The sequence below is a fragment of the uncultured Intestinimonas sp. genome (genome assembly GCF_944387725.1).
Lineage (GTDB): Bacteria > Bacillota > Clostridia > Oscillospirales > Oscillospiraceae > Intestinimonas.
Window position 1 is genome coordinate 53,848 of the sequence record NZ_CALXGA010000003.1, and the last position, 20,814, is coordinate 74,661.

Here is a 20,814-nt window from a genome sequence, read left to right on the forward strand (position 1 = left end):
TACTAAACAACAGTATGTCTTTACAAGAGGAGGCATTTTTTATGGGCGGACAGGCCATGGAAAAGAGGCCCAGGGAACCGATTTGTGCTGGTCTGTTGGCCCATGTGGACGCGGGAAAGACCACCCTCTCTGAGGCCATCCTCTACCGAAGCGGCCGCCTGCGGCGGCTGGGGCGGGTGGACCACCGGGATGCGTTCCTGGACACAGAGCCCCTGGAGCGGGAGCGGGGCATCACCATTTTCTCCAAGCAGGCCGTCTTTGCCCTGGGGGACCGAGAGGTCATGCTGCTGGACACCCCGGGCCACGCCGACTTCTCCAGCGAGATGGAGCGGACCCTTCAGGTCCTGGACTGCGCGGTGCTGGTCATCAGCGGTACCGACGGGGTCCAGGCCCATACCCGGACCCTCTGGCGTCTGCTGGAGCGCTACCATGTGCCTACTTTTCTCTTTGTCAACAAGATGGACCTGCCCGGCGCGGACCGGGCCGCCCTCCTGGATCAGCTTCGAAGGGGCCTGGACGACGGCTGTGTGGACTTCTCTCCGGACCAGGACCTGGATGCCTTTTATGAGAACGCCGCCATGTGCGATGAAGCCGCCCTGGAGCACTACCTGGCGGAGGGCAGCGTACCGGAGGAGGAGCTGGCCGGAATGGTGGCCCAGCGGAAGCTCTTCCCCTGTTGGTTTGGTTCTGCCCTGAAGCTGGAGGGCGTGGACGCCCTTTTGGACGGCCTGGAGCGCTACGCCCCCCGCCCCCAGTGGCCGGAAGCTTTCGGGGCTAGGGTGTATAAGATCGCCCGGGACGGCCAGGGGACCCGGCTGACCTATCTGAAGATCACCGGCGGCAGCCTGCGGGTCAAGCAGCTCCTGACCAACCGCCGGGAGGGCCTGGAGCCGGAGCAGATCTGGGAGGAGAAGGCGGACCAGATCCGCGTCTACTCCGGCCGCAAGTACCAGACGGTGGAGGAGGCCCCGGCGGGCACGGTGTGCGCCGTCACCGGCCTGAGCCGGACGTTCCCCGGCCAGGGTCTGGGGTTTGAGCCGCTGGGGGCGCAGCCCAGCCTGGAGCCGGTGCTCACCTACCGGGTGCTGCTGCCGGAGGGAGCCGATCCCCACGCCGCCCTGGCCAAGCTCCGCCTGCTGGAGGAGGAGGACCCCCAGCTCCATGTGGTCTGGCGGGAGCGGCTCCGGGAAATCCACGTCCAGCTTATGGGAGAGGTCCAGCTGGACATTCTCAAGAGCCTGCTGGTGGAGCGCTTCGGCCTGGAGGTGTCCTTTGACGCCGGGGGTATCCTCTACCGGGAGACCATCGCCGCCCCGGTGGAGGGGGTGGGGCACTACGAGCCCCTGCGCCACTACGCCGAGGTCCATCTGCTGCTGGAGCCCGGTGAGCGGGGGAGCGGCCTCCAATTTGCTGCGGCCTGTCCCGAGGATATGCTGGACGGCCACTGGCAGCGGCTGGTGCTCACGCACCTGGAGGAGCGGGAGCACCTGGGGGTGCTTACCGGATCTCCCATCACGGACATGAGAATCACCCTGGTGGCTGGCCGGGCCCACTTAAAGCACACTGAGGGGGGCGACTTCCGCCAGGCTACCTACCGGGCGGTGCGCCAGGGCCTTATGGAGGCCGAGAGCATCCTCCTGGAGCCCTGGTACGACTTCCGGCTGGAGATCCCCGCCGAGAGTGTGGGCCGGGCCCTCTCCGACCTCCAGCGTATGGACGGGGAGATAGAAGCGCCGGAGCTGGCGGGGGAGGAGGCGGTGCTCACCGGCCGTGGGCCGGTGGCCTGCCTCCGGGACTACGGCCGGGAGGTGGCGGCCTACACCCGGGGCCGGGGGCGGCTTTTCTGCACCCTGGGAGGCTACGCCCCCTGCCACGACCAGGAGGCGGTGGTGGCCGCCATAGGCTACGACCCGGAGCGGGACCTGGAGCAGCCGGCTGACTCGGTCTTCTGCGCCCACGGCGCGGGCTACACGGTGAAGTGGGACCAGGTCAAGGCCCACATGCATGTGGACAGCGGCCTCCGGCTGAATCAGCCGGAAGAGGAGGCGCGTCCTTCCCCCAGCGCCCCAGCCCCCGCCACCTACTCCGGGGCCCAGGCCCTGGACCAGGAGCTCCAGGCCATTTACGAGCGGACCTATGGCCCGGTCAAGCGCCGGGACCTCTTCCGGCCCGCCCCCAAGCCGGAGCGTTCCCGCTCTTCGGAGCCGGAGGCGCGGCGGACCATCCCGCCCCGGCAGGAGGGGCCGGAGTATCTGCTGGTAGACGGCTACAATATCATCTTCGCCTGGGAGGAGCTCCAGGCCGTGGCCCGGGACAACCTGGACGCCGCCCGGCAGCTTTTGATGGACATTTTGTGTAACTACCAGGGCTTTAAAAAGTGCGTGGTCATCCTGGTCTTCGACGCCTACAAGGTCCCCAGGGGGCGGGAGGAGGTCGCCCGTTACCACAACATCTATGTGGTCTACACCAGAGAGGCCGAGACAGCCGACGCCTATATCGAGAAGGCTACCTTTGAAATCGGGAAAAAGCACCGGGTGAAGGTGGCCACCTCCGACGGCGCTGAACAGCTTATTATCCTGGGTCATGGGGCCCTGCGGCTCTCAGCCACAGCTTTCCGGGCTGAGGTGGAGCAGGTGGAGGGGGAAATTTCCGGAATCCTGGCCCGGAACAACCGCCGGGACCGGGCAAGGTCCCTCCAACATGCCATGGACCAGGCCAAACCCCGGAAGAAAAAATAGGGCCCTGCATATCCCACGGCCCGTCCGAATATACTGCCATGAAGACAGCGGACGGGAGGCGGCGGCATGGAGCGCGTATCGGCAAGAGGACACATCCGGCGGCGGGCCAGGAGCGCCCACGCCGGCCGGAGCCGGGGAAGGGGGGTGACCCTGGCCCCCCGGGAGCGGCGGCGGCTCCTCCAGCTCGGGGTCTGTATGGCGCTGTTTCTGACGGTCTTCGTGGGCCGGGGGGTCTTCCCGGATCAGATGGAGGCGGTGCGGGGGGAGCTGCTGGCGGTCATCCGCTCCGACACGGATTTTGAGACCGCCTTTTCCCACCTGGGCCAGGCGGTAGAGGCAGGGGTGCCGGCAGGGGAGGCCCTGTCGAACCTCTGGGCCGACGTCTTCGCCCCGGCGGAGGAGGGGACGGCCTATGTCCTCCCGGAGGAAGGCACCCCCCTCTATCAGTCGGAACGGGCCTTCCTGGCCTCCGGGCCCAGTCTGCTCCAGACGGTGGAGCGGCGGTCCGCCCGGGCGGAACAGCAGGAGCCCGTCCCGGAATCAGGGGCGGCGGAGGAGCCCCAGACACCGGCTCAGGAGGAGACCACGGCGGAGGAGCCTGTGGAGTCCGGCCTTCCGGCGCCGGACAACGCCACCCTGGAGGACCTGCCCATAGACCTGGAGGAGACCACCGCCCCGGTGATGGCGGTGGTCTCCTCGCCCTTCGGCTGGCGGGAGCATCCCATTGCAGGGGAGGAGAAATTCCACAACGGTGTGGACCTGGCCGCCCCCTACGGGGACCCGATCGGCTCCTTTGCCGGCGGGGTGGTGGACTATATCGGCGAGAGCCCCGCCTACGGCCTCTATATCCAGGTGGACCACGGCGGCGGCGTCACCTCCTTTTATGCCCATTGCAGTGCGCTCCTGGCCCAGCCGGGACAGCAGGTGGCGGCGGGGGAAGCCATTGCCCTGGTGGGGGACACCGGCGAGGTCACCGGCGCCCACCTCCACTTTGAGATTCGGGTGGACGGCATTCTGGTGAACCCCCTCTACTACATTGCCACCCTGGCGTCGGAGTAGCCCCGTGCTGCGGTGGCGGAGGGTGGAGTGTAGCAGCGGCTTTCTTCTGCTGGCCGCCGGGCTCTTCTATTTGGATGGAGCGGGGGTGGTCCCCTGGGCCGCTCTGGCCGCACTGCTCCACGAGCTGGGCCACTACGCCGCAGTCCGGCTCCAGGGCGGGCGGCTCCGGCGGTTGAGGCTGACAGCCGTTGGGGCTGAGATGATCCTGGACCGCCGCCGGGACCTGACCTACGCCGGGGAGCTAGGGGCCGTCCTGGCGGGACCGGCAATGAATCTGCTGCTGGCCCCGGCGGCCGCCCGGCTGGGGGAGCGCTGGGAGGGCCTCTACCTCCTGGCCGGCCTGAGCCTCACCCTAGGCTGGTTCAACCTGCTGCCGGTCTACCCCCTGGATGGGGGACGGGCCCTGATGCTGATCCTGTCCGGCTTTCTGCCTCCCGCCGCCGCCGAAAGGGTGGTCTGGTGCTGCTCCCTGACCCTGGCCAGCCTGGTGCTGGCGGCGGGGACCGTCCTGCTGCGGCAGGGGGGAAGCCCCATCCTGCTGGCCGTGGGGGCCTGGCTGCTGGCGGGCCTGTTCCAGCCGGAGGGGAGCCGGCGGAAAACAGGGTGAAAAATGCTTGCATTGCCGGGTATTTTGTGGTATGATAACCTAGTCTGAAAAAGGGTGGTCCTCTGCGGTGCCCGGGCTTCCCGACGGGAAGCGGGCGGAAGAGCCGGCACGAACGCCTATCAACAGGAGGAAAAAACATGGATTTGATGCAGAGCTTCAACGAGAAGCATCTGAAGGCCGAGCCCCCCAAGATGGAGGTGGGCGACACCGTCCGGGTGCACATCCGGGTGAAGGAAGGCAACCGGGAGCGGATTCAGGTCTTCGAGGGCACCGTGATTGCCAAGAAGCACGGCGGCATCGCCGAGACCTTCACCGTCCGCCGCGTCTCCTACGGCGTGGGCGTGGAGAAGGTGTTCCCCGTGCACTCTCCCGCCATTGAGAAGATTGAGACCGTCCGCTCCGGTAAGGTGCGCCGGGCAAAGCTCTACTACCTGCGCGGCCGGGTGGGCAAGAGCGCCAAGATCAAGGAGAAGCTGTAAAGCCCGATACAGAAAAGGAGCGGCAGTCCGCTCCTTTTTTGCTTTTCTACCAGAAAGTAGAGCGAAGGGCTTTTCAAGCCACAAGATATTGTGTATAATATCCTCCGTTGGAGCGGCGGCGCGTTCAACCGCTCTATGCACAGCGTTTAGAAGGTGGGTGGTCAGCCTGAACATCCAATGGTATCCCGGTCATATGACCAAGACCCGGCGGATGATCGAGTCCGACCTGAAGCTGGTGGACCTGGTGGCCGAGGTAATCGACGCCCGCATCCCCCTCTCCAGCCGGAACCCGGACATCGACGGGCTGGTGGGGAGCAAGCCCCGGCTCATCGTACTCAACCGGGCCGACCAGGCCGACCCAGCCCTGACCCGGATCTGGGCGGACTGGTTCCGGGGCAAGGGGTACGCCGTCCTGGAGACCGACAGTAAGAGCGGCGGCGGCGTCTCCCAGTTCTCCGCCGCCGTCCGGGAGGCCCTGCGGGAGCAGATTGCCCGCTGGCGGGAGAAGGGCCAGGTGGGCCGCCCGGTGCGGGTGATGGTGGTGGGGGTTCCCAATGTGGGAAAGTCCACCTTTATCAATAAGGTGGCCCGGCGGAAGTCCGCCAAGGCCCAGGACCGTCCCGGCGTCACCCGGGGAAAGCAGTGGGTGGCCGTGGACGCCGGCATGGATTTGCTGGACACCCCCGGCATCCTCTGGCCCAAGTTTGAGGACCAGGAGGTGGGCCGAAAGCTGGCCTATACGGGAGCCATTAAGGACGATATTATGGATGTAGAGGAGTTAGGCAGCTCCCTGATGGAGCTTCTAGCCCGGCGCTATCCCCAGGCTCTCTCGGAGCGGTACAAAATTGATCCGTCCCCCGAGGCTCCTGGCTGGATGCTCCTGGAGGCCGCCGGGCGGAAGCGGGGCTTTCTGATCTCCGGCGGTGAAGTGGACCTGAACCGCATGGCCAGGGTCCTGCTGGACGAGCTTCGAGGCGGCAAGCTTGGACGCTTTACCCTCGAGACACTGGAAGGGATGGAACCGGATGGAGCAGCGTGACCTCTGGAGCCTGGAGCGCCAATACCGCCAGCAGGGGCTGGCGTTCCTCTGCGGATCGGACGAGGCCGGGGCCGGCCCCCTGGCGGGAGACGTCTACGCCGCTGCGGTGATCCTGCCCTTCGGCTTTACCCCAGAGGGGCTCAACGACTCCAAACGGGTGAGCCCGAAAAACAGAGACCGGCTGTACGACGTCATTCGGGAGCAGGCTGTGGCCTGGGCGGTGGTCTCGGTGGATGTCGCCGTCATCGACGAGAGGAACATTCTCAACGCCCGGCTCTTGGCCATGGACCGGGCCATTCAGGCTTTGGACCCGGCCCCGCAGCTGGCCCTCATCGACGGAAACCGTGACAAGGGAATCTCCTGTCCACACCTTGCGGTGGTGAAGGGGGACAGCATCAGCGCTAACATCGCGGCGGCTTCCATCCTGGCCAAGGTGAGCCGGGACCGCTACATGGAGGAGATGGCCCGGAAGTATCCCCAGTATGAGTTCGAGCGCCACAAGGGCTACCCCACCAAGCGCCACTATGAGCTGCTCCGGAGGTATGGTCCCTCACCCATCCACCGCAAGAGCTTTCTCAAGAAGTTCTATCAGCGGGAGGGACAGGCATGACAAGCGGGGGAGACCGGCGGCTGCTGGGCCGCTGGGGAGAGGCCCTGGTGGCTGACTGGCTCCGGGCCCGGGGCTGGCGGATCACCGCCTCCGGCTGGCGGTGCCGCTATGGCGAGATTGACCTGATCGCAGAAAATGACAAGTATTTAATCTTTACAGAGGTGAAGCTGCGGAAGAGCGCCGTCTTCGCCCCGGCCCGGGCCGCAGTGGACCGGCGCAAGCAGGCGCGGCTACGGATTTCCGCCCAGCTCTATCTGGCAAATCACCCCACACAGCTCCAGCCCCGGTTCGACGTGGCGGAGGTCTATGCCCCTCAGGGGATGGACACCGGGAGGCCGGAGATCTGCTATTTTGAGAACGCCTTTTGAGCCGGAGCGGGAGCGAGAGGCCCGCCGCCGCACCCTCGAAAAGCGTCGATTTTTTTCCGCCGAAGAAACTTGACCGGCGGGCAATTTACTGCCATAATAGATAAGAATGGGGGAGCCTGGCTCCGGTCTGCGGGCGGGCGGTCCCCGGAACGGCAGGAGGCCCCTGGAGAGCACGGAGCCAGCGCGGGCAGCTTTCCCGGAGCGCGGAAGTGAGAGAGGGCCGCTGGAGCCTCTGTACAGACCAATGAATGAGGGTTGTGAACGAAGTATGCAGTATGTAAGCACAAGGAACAAGAACCAGAAGTGCAGCGCCGCGCAGGCCATCGCCCAGGGGCTGGCCGCAGACGGCGGACTGCTGACGCCGGAGGTGCTGCCCAAGCTGTCTCCCAACGGTTTGAATACCATGGCTGAGATGTCCTACCAGCAGCGGGCGGTCTTCGTGATGGGCTCCTACCTGGATGACTTCACAGCCTCCGAGCTCTCCGCCTTCGCCTCTAAGGCCTACGGCAGGGACAAGTTTGACGTCAAGGAGGTGGCCCCGGTCCGGCAGGTGGACGAGCGCACCTACTGCCTGGAGCTGTGGCACGGGCCGACCTGTGCGTTTAAGGACATGGCCCTCCAGATGCTGCCCCATCTCCTCTCCGCCTCCCTGGTGAAGAATGAGGAGGGGAAGTCGGCCTGCATCCTGGTGGCCACCTCCGGCGATACCGGCAAGGCTGCGCTGGAGGGCTTCAAGGACGTGGATAAGACCCGCATTCTGGTCTTCTACCCCAAGGACGGCGTCTCGGACATCCAAAAGCTCCAGATGCAGACCCAGGAGGGGGACAACGTGGGAGTCTGCGCCGTGGAGGGAAACTTTGACGACGCCCAGACCGGCGTCAAGAGGCTCTTCTCCGACCCGGACCTCCAAGAGACCCTGGCGGGCCGGGGCTACTTCTTCTCCTCGGCCAATTCCATCAACTGGGGCCGCATCCTCCCCCAGATCGTCTATTACGTATCGGCCTACTGCGACCTGCTCCGGGAGGGCCGGGTCCAGAAGGGGGAGCCCATCAACATCTGCGTGCCCACGGGCAACTTCGGCAACATCCTCTCGGCCTACTACGCCAAGCAGATGGGGGTGCCGGTGAACCGGCTGATCTGCGCCTCCAACCAGAATAACGTTCTCACCGACTTCATCAAGACAGGGGTATACGACCGGAACCGCCCCTTTTACAACACCATGTCCCCCTCCATGGATATCCTCATCTCCTCCAACCTGGAGCGAATGCTCTTTGAGTTCACAGAGCGGGACGACGAGGCTGTGAAGGGCTACATGGACGCCCTGGCGGCGGAGGGGCGCTACGAGGTCAGCGAAAAAGTGAAAAAGCGCCTGGAGCGCACCTTTGCCGCCGGCTTCTGCGGCGACCAGGAGACCCAGCTCATGATTTACAAAATGTGGAAGACCCGCGGCTACCTGATTGACACCCACACGGCGGTGGCCTTCTATGTGCTGGAGCAGTACCGGGCCGAGACCGGCGACCAGACCCCCTCTCTGGTGGTCTCCACCGCCAGCCCCTTCAAGTTCTGCGATAACGTGCTGGGGGCCCTGGGCGTCACCAACCTGGCCCCGGGCCTGGGGATCATCGACCAGCTCGCACAGGCCACCGACGTGCCCGCGCCCGCCCCCCTGGAGGCCCTGAAGGGGAAGCCGGTCCGCTTCAACCAGGCGACCGACAAGGCCCATATGGCCGACCGGGTGCTGGAGATTCTGAACTAAAGGACCCGGCTGTCTTACATAGCGGGAGCCGGGGCTGCGAGGTGATGATTTGGCCCTGTTTGCAATCGGAGACCCCCATCTCTCCCTGGGGACGGATAAGCCCATGGACGTGTTCGGCGGCGCCTGGAACGGCTATGTGGACAAGCTCTCCGCCGGCTTCCAGGCGGTGGGGGAGGAGGACACGGTGGTGCTCTGCGGGGACATCTCCTGGGGCATGAGCCTGGAGCAGGCCGAGCCGGACTTCGCCTTTCTGGACGCCCTGCCCGGCAGGCGGAAGCTGCTGCTCAAGGGGAACCACGACTACTGGTGGACCACGGCGGCCAAGATGAAGCGCTTTTTTGACGAGCGCGGCTTCCGCACCCTGGAGATCCTCCACAATAACTGCCACTTTTATGGTGAAACCGCCCTGTGCGGCACCCGAGGCTGGTTTTATGAGGAGGACCAGCAGGGACACAACGAGAAGGTCTTCCGCCGGGAGCTCCTCCGGCTGGAGGCCTCGCTGAAGGCGGCGGGGGAGCACCCTAAGCTCTGCTTTCTGCACTACCCGCCCTGCTACCAGGGCTACACCTGCCAGGAGATCCTGGACCTCTTGGAGCGCTACGGCGTGGAACGGTGCTACTACGGACACCTTCACGGCGGGAGCCACCGCCTGGCGGTGGAGGGCCGGCGGGGCGGCGTGGAATACTACCTGGTGTCCGCAGATTACCTTCGGTTCACCCCCAAGCTGGTGCCGCCCTAATTTTTTTCCTTTTTGCAAAAAAAGAGTGGAATTCTTTCGCTCTATCTGATAAGATAAACGAGATTCTGGCAATGCCGCATCACACACATTCAGGAGGAAGTAAGTAGATGAACGTCAAGAGTAAAGAGAAACAAGAGAACAGCGCCGTTGAGCTGGTCATTGAGGTGGGAGCCGACGAGTTTGAGGCTGCGGTAGACAAGGTCTATCGGAAAAATCGGAAAAATATCTCTGTTCCCGGCTTCCGAAAGGGACATGCCCCCCGAAAGATCATCGAGGGGATGTACGGCTCCGGCGTGTTCTATGAAGACGCCATCGACGAGCTCTATCCTGCCGCCTATGACCAGGCCGTGGAGCAGGAGGGCCTGGACCCCGTGGCCTATCCCCAGATCGAGGTCCTGGAGGCCGGCAAGGACGGCCTCACCTTCAAGGCCCTGATCACGGTGCGGCCTGAGTATAAAATCGGCGATTACAAAGGGCTTCCCGTTGTTAAGGAAGAGGTGGAAATCACCGGCGAGGACGTGGACGGCGAGCTCAAGCCCTATGTCCAGCGGGCCACCCGCCTGGTGAATGTGGACCGGGAGGCCCGGGAGGGGGACACCGTCCTCATCGACTTTGAGGGCTTTGACAACGGGGCGCCCTTCGACGGCGGCAAGGGGGAGAACTACGCCCTGGAGCTGGGCTCCCACTCCTTCATCCCCGGCTTTGAGGAGGGTGTGGTCGGCCTGAAGCCCGGCGACGAGAAGGACCTGGATGTGACCTTCCCCGAGGACTATACCCCCGAGCTGGCCGGAAAGCCTGTGGTTTTCAAGATCAAGGTCCACGAGGTCAAGGAGCCCCAGCCCCCCGTTCTGGACGACGAATTTGCCAAGGATGTCTCTGATTTTGAAACCCTGGAGGAGTTCAAGAAGGACCTGGGGGAGAAGCTGAAGGAGCGCCGGGAGCACGAAGCGGAGCACGCCTTTGAGGACGCTGTCATGGATGCCCTCATCGCCAACCTGGAGGTGGAGCTGCCCAAGGCCATGGTGGACTTCCGGGCCGACCAGACGATCCGGGACTACGCCGCGCGTTTCGAGCGTCAGGGCATCCCCTTCCAGAATTTCCTCCAGATGACCGGTCAGACCCTGGAGTCCATGCGGGAGGAGGGCCGGGAGTCGGCCGAGCGCCAGATTAAGTACGAGATGGCGCTGGATGCCGTGGCCGCTGCCGAGAACCTGACTGTTACCGACGAGGAGCTGGAGGCCGAGTACCAGTCCATGGCCGGGCAGTACGGCATGGAGGTGGATCAGGTGAAGTCCGCCGCCCCCGCCGACGATGTGAAGACCACTCTCCTGCGCCGGAAGGCCCTGGAGCTGGTGAAGGCCGAGGCCAAGGCCGAAAAGCCCCAGGAGGCCGCCGGGGAGGAGGCCCTCAAAAAGAAGACCACCCGCAGCCGGAAGGGTACGCCCGCCCCTGACGCTGCGAAGGCCGGCCAGGAGGAGGAATAAGCCTCCTCCCGGCGGGCATACTGTTGAATACCACTGCCTGTAAGCGAAAAAGGAGTCGTTACCATCATGATCCATTCCAGCCTCGTACCCTATGTTGTGGAGCAGACCAACCGCGGTGAGCGGTCCTATGATATTTTCTCCCGCCTGCTCAATGACCGCATTGTCTTCCTGGGGGAGGAGGTCAATGCCACCACCGCCAGCCTGGTGGTGGCCCAGCTCCTGTACCTGGAGGCCCAGGACCCGGACAAGGACATCCAGTTCTACATCAACAGTCCGGGGGGGTCCGTCACCGACGGCATGGCCATCTATGACACCATGCAGTATGTCAAGTGCGATGTGTCCACCATCTGCATCGGCATGGCGGCCAGCATGGGGGCTTTCCTGCTCTCCTCCGGGGCCAAGGGGAAGCGCTTCGCCCTGCCCAACGCGGAGATCATGATCCACCAGCCCTCCGCCGGCACCCAGGGACAGATCACCGACATGGCCATCCATCTCAAGCGGCTGGAGATCATCAAAAAGCGGATGAACAAGATTCTCTCCGAAAACACCGGAAAGCCCCTCGAGGTGGTCACCGCCGACTGTGAGCGGGATAACTTCATGTCCGCCGAGGAGGCGGTGGCGTACGGCCTCATCGACAAGGTCATCGTTCGGAAGTGACCGGGGCCGGGCGGCTCTGCCGCCCAGGTCCAACCCGTGGCATGTCTGTCATGCCAGCAAGCCTTGGGCGGCTCCGCCGCCCCATTTTGAGGTGAAACCCATGCCTAAAAACGACGACAAGCACTCCGTGCGCTGCTCCTTCTGCGGCAAGCACCAGGAGCAGGTCTCCCGCATCATCGCGGGCCCGGGCGCCTATATCTGCAACGAGTGTGTCCAGCTGTGCATGAGCATCCTGGAGGATGCCGGGACCGACATGGAGGAGGAGCACTACGACGTCCCCGATGTCATCCCCACCCCCCGGGAGATCCGGGATGTTCTGGACCAGTATATCATCGGCCAGGACGACGCCAAGGTGGCCCTCTCTGTGGCGGTCTACAACCACTATAAGCGCATCTACTTCGGCGGCGGGGGGGATGTGGAGCTCCAGAAGAGCAACATCCTGCTCATGGGCCCCACCGGCTGCGGCAAGACCCTCTTTGCACAGACCCTGGCCCGCATTTTGAAGGTGCCCTTCGCCATCGCCGACGCCACCACCCTCACCGAGGCCGGCTATGTGGGCGACGATGTGGAGAACATCCTCCTGCGCCTGGTCCAGGCCGCCGACTACGACATCGAACTGGCCCAGCGGGGCATCATCTATGTGGATGAGATCGACAAGATCGCCCGGAAGAGTGAGAACACCTCGATTACCCGGGACGTGTCCGGAGAGGGAGTCCAGCAGGCCTTATTGAAAATCCTGGAGGGCACTGTAGCCAACGTCCCCCCCCAGGGCGGCCGGAAGCACCCCCACCAGGAGTTCATCCAGATCGACACCAAGAATATCCTCTTCATCTGCGGCGGCGCCTTCGATGGCATCGAGAAGATCATCGAGCGGCGCCTGGATAAGAAGTCCATTGGCTTCGGCGCCGAGATCGAGAGCCGGAAGAAGCGGGATGTGTCGGCCCTTTTCAAGGAGATTCAGCCCCACGACCTGCTGAAATTCGGCATTATCCCGGAGCTTGTGGGCCGTCTGCCCGTCATCACCGCCCTCCAGTCCCTGGACAAGGAGCAGCTTGTGCGCATTCTCACCGAGCCCAAGAACGCCCTGGTGAAGCAGTACCAGAAGCTGCTGGAGTACGACAATGTGGAGCTGGAGTTCCAGCCAGAGGCCCTGACGGCGGTGGCGGAGAAGGCTATCGACCGTGGCATCGGCGCCCGGGGCCTCCGGGCAGTGCTGGAGGAGGTCGTGACCAAGGTCATGTACGATGTGCCCTCCGACGGAACCATCGCCAAGGTGGTCATCACCCCGGAGTGCGTCACCCAGGGCGCCCAGCCGGAGATTCTGCGGGACCCCAACCGGCCTGCCCGTCCCCGTCTGGGCGGCGCGGCCCTTCGGGCGGAGCACGGCGGTCTGCGGACCCAGAGCAATGTTTCTTAACGTTTTGCGGCAGGGCGGGGGCGCGTCTCCCGCCCTGCCTTTTTCCACAAGGATGTGATTACCATGACGCCAGAACCCAATGCCACGGTTACCATGCCGGTGCTGGCCCTTCGGGGCCTGACCATCTTCCCCAACATGCTGCTCCACTTCGATGTGGGCCGGGGGGCCTCCATCAAGGCCCTGGACTTCGCCATGACTGAGGGGGTCCCCGTCTTCCTGGTGGCCCAGCGGGACCTGTCGGTGGAGGAGCCCAGCCAGGAGGACCTCTACGAGATCGGCACGGTCTCCAACGTCAAACAGATTCTCCGCCTGCCCGGAGACAACGTCCGGGTCATGGTGGAGGGAAGCTCCCGGGGCCGGCTCCTCACGCTGGGCCAGACCAGTCCCTTCCTCCAGGGGGAGGTGGAGGTGCTGGAGGTCCCAGAGCACAGACGGAACACCCCCCGGACCGAGGCCCTGATCCGCAGCGCCTATGAGCTCTTTGAGACCTACGCCGAGCTCTCTCCCCGGATGACGGGTGACGTGCTCATCAGCGTGCTGGCCAGCGAGGACCCCGGTTATATCGCCGACTATATCGCCCAGAACATCGCCATGCGGGCCTCCGACAAGCAGGGCATCCTGGAAGAGCTCCGGCCGGTCCGCCGCCTGGAGAAGCTCACCCATGTCCTCAGCCGGGAGGTGGCCATCCTGGAGCTGGAGCACGAGATGCAGTCCAAGGTCCGGGAGCAGCTTACCAGCAACCAGCGGGACTACTTCCTCCGGGAACAGCTCAAGGTGATCCAGCGAGAGCTGGGCGAGGGGGAAGGGGGCGACAGCGAGCTGGAGGAGTACCGGCAGAAGATCGCCAAAGCCAGGCTGCCCAAAGAGGTGGAGGAAAAGCTGCGTAAGGAGCTGGACCGCCTGTCCAAGCAGCCCTTCGGCTCCGCCGAGTCCACGGTGCTCCGCAACTACCTGGACGTCTGCCTGGACCTGCCCTGGGGTAAAAAGACGAAGGAGCGCGTCGATGTCTCCGCCGCCAGGAAGGTGCTGGACGCCGACCACTTCGGCCTGGAGAAGGTGAAGGAGCGCATCCTGGAGTTCCTGGCCGTCAAGCAGCTCGCCCCGGAGCTCAAGGGGCAGGTACTCTGCCTGGTGGGCCCGCCTGGGGTGGGCAAGACCTCCATCGCCATGTCGGTGGCCAGAGCCACCGGGCGGAAACTCTCCCGCATTTCCCTGGGCGGCGTCCACGACGAGGCCGAGATCCGGGGCCACCGGAAGACCTATGTGGGGGCCATGCCGGGCCGTATCATCGACGGCATCCGCCGGGCGGGGAGCTCCAACCCCCTGCTGCTGCTGGATGAGGTGGACAAGCTGGCCTCAGACATCCACGGAGACCCGGCCTCCGCCCTGCTGGAGGTGCTGGACGGGGAGCAGAACGCCACCTTCCGGGACAACTTCCTGGAGCTGCCCTACGACCTCTCCGAGGTCCTGTTCATCACCACCGCCAACACCACCAGCACCATCCCCCGGCCTCTGCTGGACCGGATGGAGGTCATCGAGCTGTCCAGCTATACCGATGAGGAGAAACTTCAAATTGCCAAAAACTACCTGCTGCCCAAGGAGCGCAAGCGCCACGGGCTGAAGAAGCCCCAGCTCAAGCTCACCGACGACGCCATCCGGGAGATCATCACCGGCTATACCCGGGAATCCGGCGTCCGGGTTCTGGAGCGGGAGCTGGCGTCTGTGTGCCGGAAGGCCGCCATGCGGATCGTGTCCGGGGAGAGCAAGCAGGTTTCCTTGACAGGGGATACCGTGGAGGAGCTTTTGGGCGTCCGCAAATACCACCCGGAACGCCGGGAGACCGGCAGCCAGGTGGGTGTGGTCAACGGTCTGGCCTGGACTCAGGTGGGAGGCGACATCCTCCAGGTGGAGGTCAACGTGGTGCCGGGCAGCGGCAAGGTGGAGCTCACCGGCAATCTGGGGGACGTGATGAAGGAGTCCGCCCACGCCGCCTTGAGCTATATCCGCAGCCGGGCCCAGCAGCTTGGCATCGAGGCCGATTTCTACAAGACCCAGGACATTCACGTCCACTTCCCGGAGGGGGCGGTGCCCAAGGACGGCCCCTCTGCCGGCGTCACCATCACCACCGCCATGGTCTCCGCCCTCACCGGCATCCCGGTGCGGCAGGATGTGGCCATGACAGGTGAAGTTACTTTACGGGGGCGGGTGCTGCCCATCGGCGGCCTCCGGGAGAAGACCATGGCCGCCCTGCGCAACGGCATCCGCACGGTGATTCTGCCGGAGGACAACGTCAGCGACCTGGAGGAGATCGACCAGACGGTCCGGGGCGCCCTCCACTTTGTGCCGGCCAGCCAGGTGGACCAGGTGCTGGCCGCCGCACTGGAGGCCAACTGTCTCCAGCCCCAGCCGGGACTGGTCCCGCTCTCCGAAAAGTCCCAGGGGGTGGAGCCCTCCCTGAACCTGAAGCAGTAGGGAGGGCCCTATGATCCATCTGCAAAAGGCGGAGTTTCTCCGCTCCGCAGCCAAAAAGGAGGACTTTCCCCGGGACGGCCTGCCCCAGGTGGTCTTTTCCGGCCGTTCCAACGTGGGGAAGTCCTCGGTCATCAACCGCCTGCTGAATCGGAAAAACTTCGCTCGGGTGGGCAATTCCCCGGGAAAGACCACCCACATCAACTACTTTCGCATTGACGGAGCCTTCTATCTGGTGGACCTGCCCGGCTACGGCTACGCCAAAGTGTCCCAGGCGGAGAAGGCACGCTGGGGCAGGCTCATCCAGAGCTGGTTTGACGACCCCACCCTCATGAGCTTGGGCTGTATGCTGGTGGACGCCCGCCACAAACCCACGGCGGATGACTGTACCATGGGGGAGTGGTTCAAGGCCGCCGGACGCCCTTATGTGGTGGTGGCCAATAAGCTGGACAAGCTGAAAAAAAGTGAGATTGAGCCGAACCTCCAGCGCATCCGGGAGACCCTGGAACTGGATGATTCTATAAAGGTAATTCCCTTTTCAGCTGAGAAGGGGACAGGACGGGAGGAGCTTCTGGGGGAGCTGGCGGCTCATTTGGGGGAGGAACTGCGATGAAATATGTACGAGCGGAACGGCTGGGCCGGGTCCGCTGGGGGGTCCTGGACGGGGATGTGATCCACACCCTGAAATATCCACCCTACGCCGGGGAGACAGAGTATTACGACGGAAAGACCTGGAAGCTGGAAAACTGCCGTCTGCTGGCCCCCTGCGAGCCCACTAAGATCGTCTGTGTGGGCAAGAACTACTACGACCACGCCGTGGAGATGGGGGAGGGGGTCCCGGAAAAGCCCATTCTCTTCATCAAGACCCCCAACTGTGTCAACGACCCGGAGGGGGCGGTCCACGCCCCGGATTTCGTAGGGCGGCTGGACTACGAGGGGGAGCTGGCCTTCGTCCTCAAAAAGCGGGCCAAAGACGTGCGGCCGGAGGAGGCCTGGGGGTACATCCTGGGCTTTACCTGCCTCAACGATGTGACGGCCCGGGATATCCAGAAGGCGGACGGCCAGTGGACCCGGGGCAAGTGCATGGACGGCTTTGCCCCGGTGGGCCCTGTGGTCACCGACGAGGTGGACCCTTCAGCCCTGAAGCTGGAGACCCGGCTGAACGGGAAGACGGTCCAGTCCTCCCGGACCTCCCGGTTCATGACGAAAATCCCAGAGATGCTGGCCTTTATCACCGCATCCATGACCCTGGAGCCGGGGGATGTGGTGACCACCGGCACGCCCTCCGGCATCGGCCCCATGAAGCCCGGGGACACGGTGGAGGTGGAGATTGAGGGCGTCGGGATTCTGCGGAATTCCATTGTCTGAGTACATGCTTGCGCGTCGCGGGAAATCATGCTGTCATCCCAGTCCGGCAGAGAAAAAGGAGGCGGTCCCATGCTGCGCCATATCCCCCTGGGACGGATGAACAATTTGCGGGACCTGGGCGGCTATCCCGGCTCCGGCGGACGGGCGACGGCCTGGGAGCGCTTTCTCCGGGGGGACAATCCCCTGGGGCTGGAGGGCCGGGACATCCAGTGGCTGCTGGACCGGGACATCACCACGGTCATCGACCTGCGGACCCCGGCGGAGGTGGAGCGGAAGCCGGACCAGCTCTCCGCCGTGGAAGGCTTCCACTATGTGAACTGCCCTTTGCTGGAGGGGGAGAACATGCCGAACCTGGCGGAGGATGTGGCCCGGGGCTATTTTGACCTGCTGGACCGGGGGGACTTGGTCCGGGCCGCCATGGGCACGGCGGCGGCCGCCCCCGGCGGGGTGCTTTTCCACTGTACGGCGGGAAAGGACCGCACCGGCCTGTTCGCGGCCCTGCTGCTGAGCCTGGCTGGGGTGAGCCGGGCGGATATCCTGGCGGACTACCAGGTCTCTGAAACCTATCTGGCGGACATCATCCAGCGCATCCGAAGGGTGGTGCCGGACCTGGCCCCCTTTGCCGGGGCCTCCAGGAGCGATTATCTGGACGGCTGTCTGGACCTCCTGGAGGAGGCCTACGGTTCTGCGGAGGGCTACCTGCGCACCATCGGCGTCACCGGGGCGGAGCTGAACGCCCTCCTGAAAAAGCTGCTGCCGCCCTGCTGAGACCATCACTTGAAGGGGGACCGTCCAAGTGGGTTCTTTTTCCGACTTCGCGCAACATATGGACTGGGCGGGCTTTGTGAGCCTGCTGCTGACGGTGGGGGCGGTGCTCCTCTGCCTGACGGTACATGAGACCTGCCATGGACTGACGGCCTACGCCCTGGGGGACCCCACCGCCAAGCGCCAGCACCGGCTGTCCCTCAACCCCCTGCGGCACCTGGACCTGGTAGGCACGCTGATGATGCTGGTGGCGGGCTTTGGCTGGGCAAGGCCGGTGCCGGTGGATATGCGGTATTTCAAGCACCCAAAGTCCGGCATGGCCCTCACCGCCCTGGCGGGTCCGGCCTCCAATCTGGCGCTGGCCTATCTGGCCCTGCTGATCCGGGCCCTGCTGCTGGGGCTCTACCAGCGCTCCGGCCTGCCGCTGCTGTTGGGGCCTGTGAACTTCTGCGGGACGGCGGCCGTTCTCAGCCTTGGTCTGGGGATCTTCAACCTGATTCCCTTCCCTCCTCTGGACGGCTCCAAGGTGCTGGGTGTTTTTCTGCCGGACCGGGTCTATTACACCCTGATGCGCTATGAGGGCTGGGGAACCCTGCTGCTGATGCTCCTGCTGTGGTCCGGCCTGCTGGACGCGCCGCTCTCAGCGGTCCGGAGCTGGGCGCTGAATCTCCTCTTGCAGGGGGCGGCCTGGCCCTATGTCCTTCTGACCTGAGGATTGACAAAACACGGGAAGAGGTGAGCGGGTGAACGCCCCCATCTATCATCTGGAAAAAGTGGTAAAGGCCCGCTCGGAGGACCTGGAGGACTTTACCGGCCCTCTGGACCTGATCCTGGCCCTGCTGAGCAAGAACAAAATGGAGATCCAGGACATTCAAATCTCGGTGATCCTGGACCAGTATCTGGCCTGGATGGACCGCAGGAAGCAGTTGGACCTGGAGGTGGCCAGCGACTTTGTGGCCATGGCCGCCCAGCTGGTCTTCATCAAGTCCCGGATGCTTCTGTCCATCCACGACGAGGAGGCCCTCTCCGAGATGGAGCAGCTGATCGCCTCCCTGGAGGCCCATCAGCGCCATGAGAACTACCTGAAGATCAAGGCGGTGGCGCCGGAGCTGGACCGCCGCTTCGCCCTGGGCCGGGACTACATCACCAAGGGCCCGGAGTCTCTGTCGGTGAACAAGGTCTACCGCTATGTCCACGATAAAGAGGACCTCCGCCGGGCCATGGCGGCGGTGCGTGAGCGCATGGGGGACCAGCTCCCCCCGCCTATGAGCGCTTTCGAGGGCATCGTGGGCCGGGAGCCCTACCCCGTCTCCGAGAAAGCCGCCGAGCTCATCCAGCGGCTGGTGCGCTTCGGCGTCACCCGGTTTCGGACCCTGTTCCAGGGGAACCGCAGCCGCTCCGAGGTAGTGGCCACCTTCATTGCGGTGCTGGAGCTGTGTAAGGCCAAGCGCATCCGCCTGGCCGGCGCTGGCGCCGACTGCACCGTCTCCTGCACCGGGGAAGGGGACACGGAGCTGGAGTTTTCCACCGATGCCTATTGACAAGAGCGGAGGAGGATCCGTATGGTTCTGAAGGAAATTGAGTCCGCCATGGAGGCCATCCTCTTCGCCGCCGGGGAGCCGGTGGGCGTGGAACGGCTCTGCATGGCCCTGGAGATCGACCGGGCCACGGCGGACACGGTGGCCCAAAAGCTCATGGACGATTATAGTTATCAGCGCCGGGGCCTCCGTTTGGTGCGGCTGGATACCAGCTACCAGCTCTGCTCCGCCCCGGAGCACGCCGGGCTCATCCGCAAGAGCTTTGAAAGCCGCAAGCCGGCCCGGCTCTCGCCCCCCGCTCTGGAGGTGCTGGCGGTCATCGCCTATTACCAGCCAACCACCCGGGCCTATGTGGACCAGGTCCGGGGGGTGGACAGCGCCTACACTGTGGGATTGCTGCTGGACCGGGAGCTCATCGAGGAGTGCGGCCGTCTGGCGGTGCCGGGCCGGCCCATCCTCTACCGAACCACCGCCACCTTCCTGCGCTCCTTCGGTCTGTCCAGCCTGGAAGATCTGCCGGAGCTGCCGGCCGTCTCCCCAGAGGACGGACAGCTCACTTTGGAGATGCAGGCCCGGCTGAGGGAGCTGGAAGCCCGACAGGAGGCCGGAGAGGGGGACCCCGTCCGGGAGGGGGAGGGCCCATGAGGCTGTGGATGGTCCTTGGGCTGGTCCTCCTATTGCCGGCGCTGGTGTCCCAGGTGCGGGTGGGCGGCGAGGTGGACTATGCCGCCGGCGGACTTCGCGTCCGAATACGGCTGGGTCCCCTGCGTCTGACGGTCTACCCCCTCAGAATGAAGAAGAAAAAACGCCCCAAAAAGGAAAAAGCCCCTCCGAGGCCCCAGGCATGGGCGGGGAAGCCCGGTGGAGGCTCCCTGGCTTTGCTGCGGGAGCTCTTGACCTTGGCGGCGGAGGCCGCCGGACGGCTCCGGCGGAAGCTGCGGGTGGACCGGCTGGACCTGGAGCTGGTGCTGGCCGCCGGAGACCCTGCCGCTGCGGCCCTGGCCTTTGGCGGAACCAACGCCGCCCTGGGTATGATTCTCCCCCTTTTGGAGCAGAATTTTGATATCCGGCGGCGAAACATTCGGACTGCCGTGGACTTTGAGCGGAAGACTCCCGCTGTCACCCTGGGGGCGGCTGTCACCCTGACCATCGGTCAGGGGGCGGCCCTCGCGTTCCATCTGGGGCGCAAGGCCCTTCCGGCGCTCCTCCAGTACCGGAAGGGGGACCAGGGGCGGCAGCGGGCCCATCCATAGATAAAACAGAAAGGGCGGTATTTTATGGACAAGAATCATCCCATCAGCGAGCTCATGGACACCACCATGCAGAAGATTCGGGAAATGGTGGACGTGAACACCATCGTGGGCACCCCCATCCACACCGAGGACGGCGTCACCCTTATCCCGGTGTCCCGGCTGTCCTTCGGCTTTGCCTCCGGGGGCAGCGACTTTGCCTCCAAGAATCAGAAGCCGGACGCCGAAAACGCCTTTGGCGGCGGCAGCGGCGCGGGGGTCAACATTGCCCCGGTGGCTTTCCTCATCGTCCGGGGGGACAATGTTAAGCTGCTTCCCGTGGCGCCCCCGGCGGGCAGCCCCGTGGACCGGGTGGTGGAGCTGGTGCCGGAGATGTTTGACAAGGTCACCGACTACCTGGAGAAGAATAAAAAAGAGGATAACCAGGGGTTCTAAGTCCCATACTAAAGGCAGTTCTCTTTTGAGGTGACG

At 64.5% G+C, this 20,814-nt stretch carries 21 protein-coding genes; all 21 read left to right on the forward strand.

Features of this window, described 5'->3' with window-relative positions; all coding sequences use genetic code 11:
- Nucleotides 1-41: 41 nt before the first annotated feature.
- The 21 genes from Q0K09_RS01010 (at nt 42) to ytfJ (ending at nt 20,778) form a co-directional block, all read left to right on the forward strand.
- Nucleotides 42-2,738 carry a TetM/TetW/TetO/TetS family tetracycline resistance ribosomal protection protein gene (locus tag Q0K09_RS01010; protein ID WP_294471764.1) on the forward strand — a complete coding sequence of 899 codons (2,697 nt, stop codon included), beginning with the start codon at nt 42-44 and terminating at the stop codon, nt 2,736-2,738.
- A 66-nt stretch (nt 2,739-2,804) separates the two neighbouring features.
- A complete protein-coding gene (locus tag Q0K09_RS01015; protein ID WP_294471766.1) occupies nt 2,805-3,797 on the forward strand; it encodes a M23 family metallopeptidase in 993 nt (330 codons plus the stop codon).
- Between the two features lie 4 nt (nt 3,798-3,801).
- Nucleotides 3,802-4,404, forward strand: a complete 603-nt coding sequence (locus Q0K09_RS01020; protein WP_294471767.1) for a site-2 protease family protein — start codon at nt 3,802-3,804, stop codon at nt 4,402-4,404.
- Nucleotides 4,405-4,541: 137 nt separating this feature from the next.
- Nucleotides 4,542-4,883 carry a 50S ribosomal protein L19 gene (rplS, locus tag Q0K09_RS01025; RefSeq protein WP_294471769.1) on the forward strand — a complete coding sequence of 114 codons (342 nt, stop codon included), beginning with the start codon at nt 4,542-4,544 and terminating at the stop codon, nt 4,881-4,883.
- A gap of 166 nt (nt 4,884-5,049) precedes the next feature.
- Entirely contained in the window at nt 5,050-5,922 is an 873-nt protein-coding gene (gene ylqF, locus Q0K09_RS01030; RefSeq protein WP_294471832.1) for a ribosome biogenesis GTPase YlqF, read from the forward strand.
- Nucleotides 5,909-6,532 carry a ribonuclease HII gene (locus Q0K09_RS01035; protein WP_294471770.1) on the forward strand — a complete coding sequence of 208 codons (624 nt, stop codon included), beginning with the start codon at nt 5,909-5,911 and terminating at the stop codon, nt 6,530-6,532. The genes ylqF and Q0K09_RS01035 overlap by 14 nt, the downstream gene beginning before the upstream one ends.
- A complete protein-coding gene (locus Q0K09_RS01040) occupies nt 6,529-6,900 on the forward strand; it encodes a YraN family protein (RefSeq protein ID WP_294471772.1) in 372 nt (123 codons plus the stop codon). Before Q0K09_RS01035 ends, Q0K09_RS01040 begins: the two co-directional genes overlap by 4 nt.
- A gap of 268 nt (nt 6,901-7,168) precedes the next feature.
- On the forward strand, nt 7,169-8,656 hold the full coding sequence (gene thrC, locus Q0K09_RS01045) for a threonine synthase (RefSeq protein ID WP_294471774.1): 1,488 nt from the start codon (nt 7,169-7,171) through the stop codon (nt 8,654-8,656).
- Between the two features lie 49 nt (nt 8,657-8,705).
- On the forward strand, nt 8,706-9,395 hold the full coding sequence (locus tag Q0K09_RS01050; protein WP_294471776.1) for a metallophosphoesterase: 690 nt from the start codon (nt 8,706-8,708) through the stop codon (nt 9,393-9,395).
- Nucleotides 9,396-9,502: 107 nt separating this feature from the next.
- Nucleotides 9,503-10,879: a trigger factor gene (gene tig / locus Q0K09_RS01055; protein WP_294471778.1), complete on the forward strand. Its 1,377-nt coding sequence runs from the start codon at nt 9,503-9,505 to the stop codon at nt 10,877-10,879.
- A 66-nt stretch (nt 10,880-10,945) separates the two neighbouring features.
- Nucleotides 10,946-11,536, forward strand: coding sequence for an ATP-dependent Clp endopeptidase proteolytic subunit ClpP (gene clpP, locus Q0K09_RS01060; protein ID WP_294471780.1), 591 nt, complete (start codon nt 10,946-10,948; stop codon nt 11,534-11,536).
- A 100-nt stretch (nt 11,537-11,636) separates the two neighbouring features.
- Nucleotides 11,637-12,953 (forward strand): ATP-dependent Clp protease ATP-binding subunit ClpX, encoded by a 1,317-nt coding sequence (clpX, locus tag Q0K09_RS01065; protein WP_294471782.1) that lies wholly within the window; start codon nt 11,637-11,639, stop codon nt 12,951-12,953.
- Between the two features lie 63 nt (nt 12,954-13,016).
- Nucleotides 13,017-15,425, forward strand: coding sequence for an endopeptidase La (gene lon, locus Q0K09_RS01070; protein WP_294471785.1), 2,409 nt, complete (start codon nt 13,017-13,019; stop codon nt 15,423-15,425).
- A gap of 10 nt (nt 15,426-15,435) precedes the next feature.
- Nucleotides 15,436-16,035, forward strand: coding sequence for a ribosome biogenesis GTP-binding protein YihA/YsxC (gene yihA / locus Q0K09_RS01075; RefSeq protein ID WP_294471788.1), 600 nt, complete (start codon nt 15,436-15,438; stop codon nt 16,033-16,035).
- A complete protein-coding gene (locus tag Q0K09_RS01080) occupies nt 16,032-16,790 on the forward strand; it encodes a fumarylacetoacetate hydrolase family protein (protein WP_294471793.1) in 759 nt (252 codons plus the stop codon). The genes yihA and Q0K09_RS01080 overlap by 4 nt, the downstream gene beginning before the upstream one ends.
- 69 nt (nt 16,791-16,859) lie before the next feature.
- Nucleotides 16,860-17,558 (forward strand): tyrosine-protein phosphatase, encoded by a 699-nt coding sequence (locus tag Q0K09_RS01085; RefSeq protein ID WP_294471795.1) that lies wholly within the window; start codon nt 16,860-16,862, stop codon nt 17,556-17,558.
- A gap of 28 nt (nt 17,559-17,586) precedes the next feature.
- Complete coding sequence (locus tag Q0K09_RS01090) at nt 17,587-18,267, forward strand: site-2 protease family protein (RefSeq protein ID WP_294471799.1); 681 nt, start codon at nt 17,587-17,589, stop codon at nt 18,265-18,267.
- Between the two features lie 31 nt (nt 18,268-18,298).
- Nucleotides 18,299-19,096 (forward strand): segregation/condensation protein A, encoded by a 798-nt coding sequence (locus Q0K09_RS01095; RefSeq protein WP_294471802.1) that lies wholly within the window; start codon nt 18,299-18,301, stop codon nt 19,094-19,096.
- A gap of 21 nt (nt 19,097-19,117) precedes the next feature.
- Entirely contained in the window at nt 19,118-19,738 is a 621-nt protein-coding gene (scpB, locus tag Q0K09_RS01100; protein WP_294471807.1) for an SMC-Scp complex subunit ScpB, read from the forward strand.
- A complete protein-coding gene (locus Q0K09_RS01105) occupies nt 19,735-20,346 on the forward strand; it encodes a DUF2953 domain-containing protein (RefSeq protein WP_294471809.1) in 612 nt (203 codons plus the stop codon). Before scpB ends, Q0K09_RS01105 begins: the two co-directional genes overlap by 4 nt.
- Before the next feature lie 24 nt (nt 20,347-20,370).
- A complete protein-coding gene (gene ytfJ / locus Q0K09_RS01110; RefSeq protein WP_294471811.1) occupies nt 20,371-20,778 on the forward strand; it encodes a GerW family sporulation protein in 408 nt (135 codons plus the stop codon).
- The last annotated feature ends 36 nt before the right edge of the window (nt 20,779-20,814 follow it).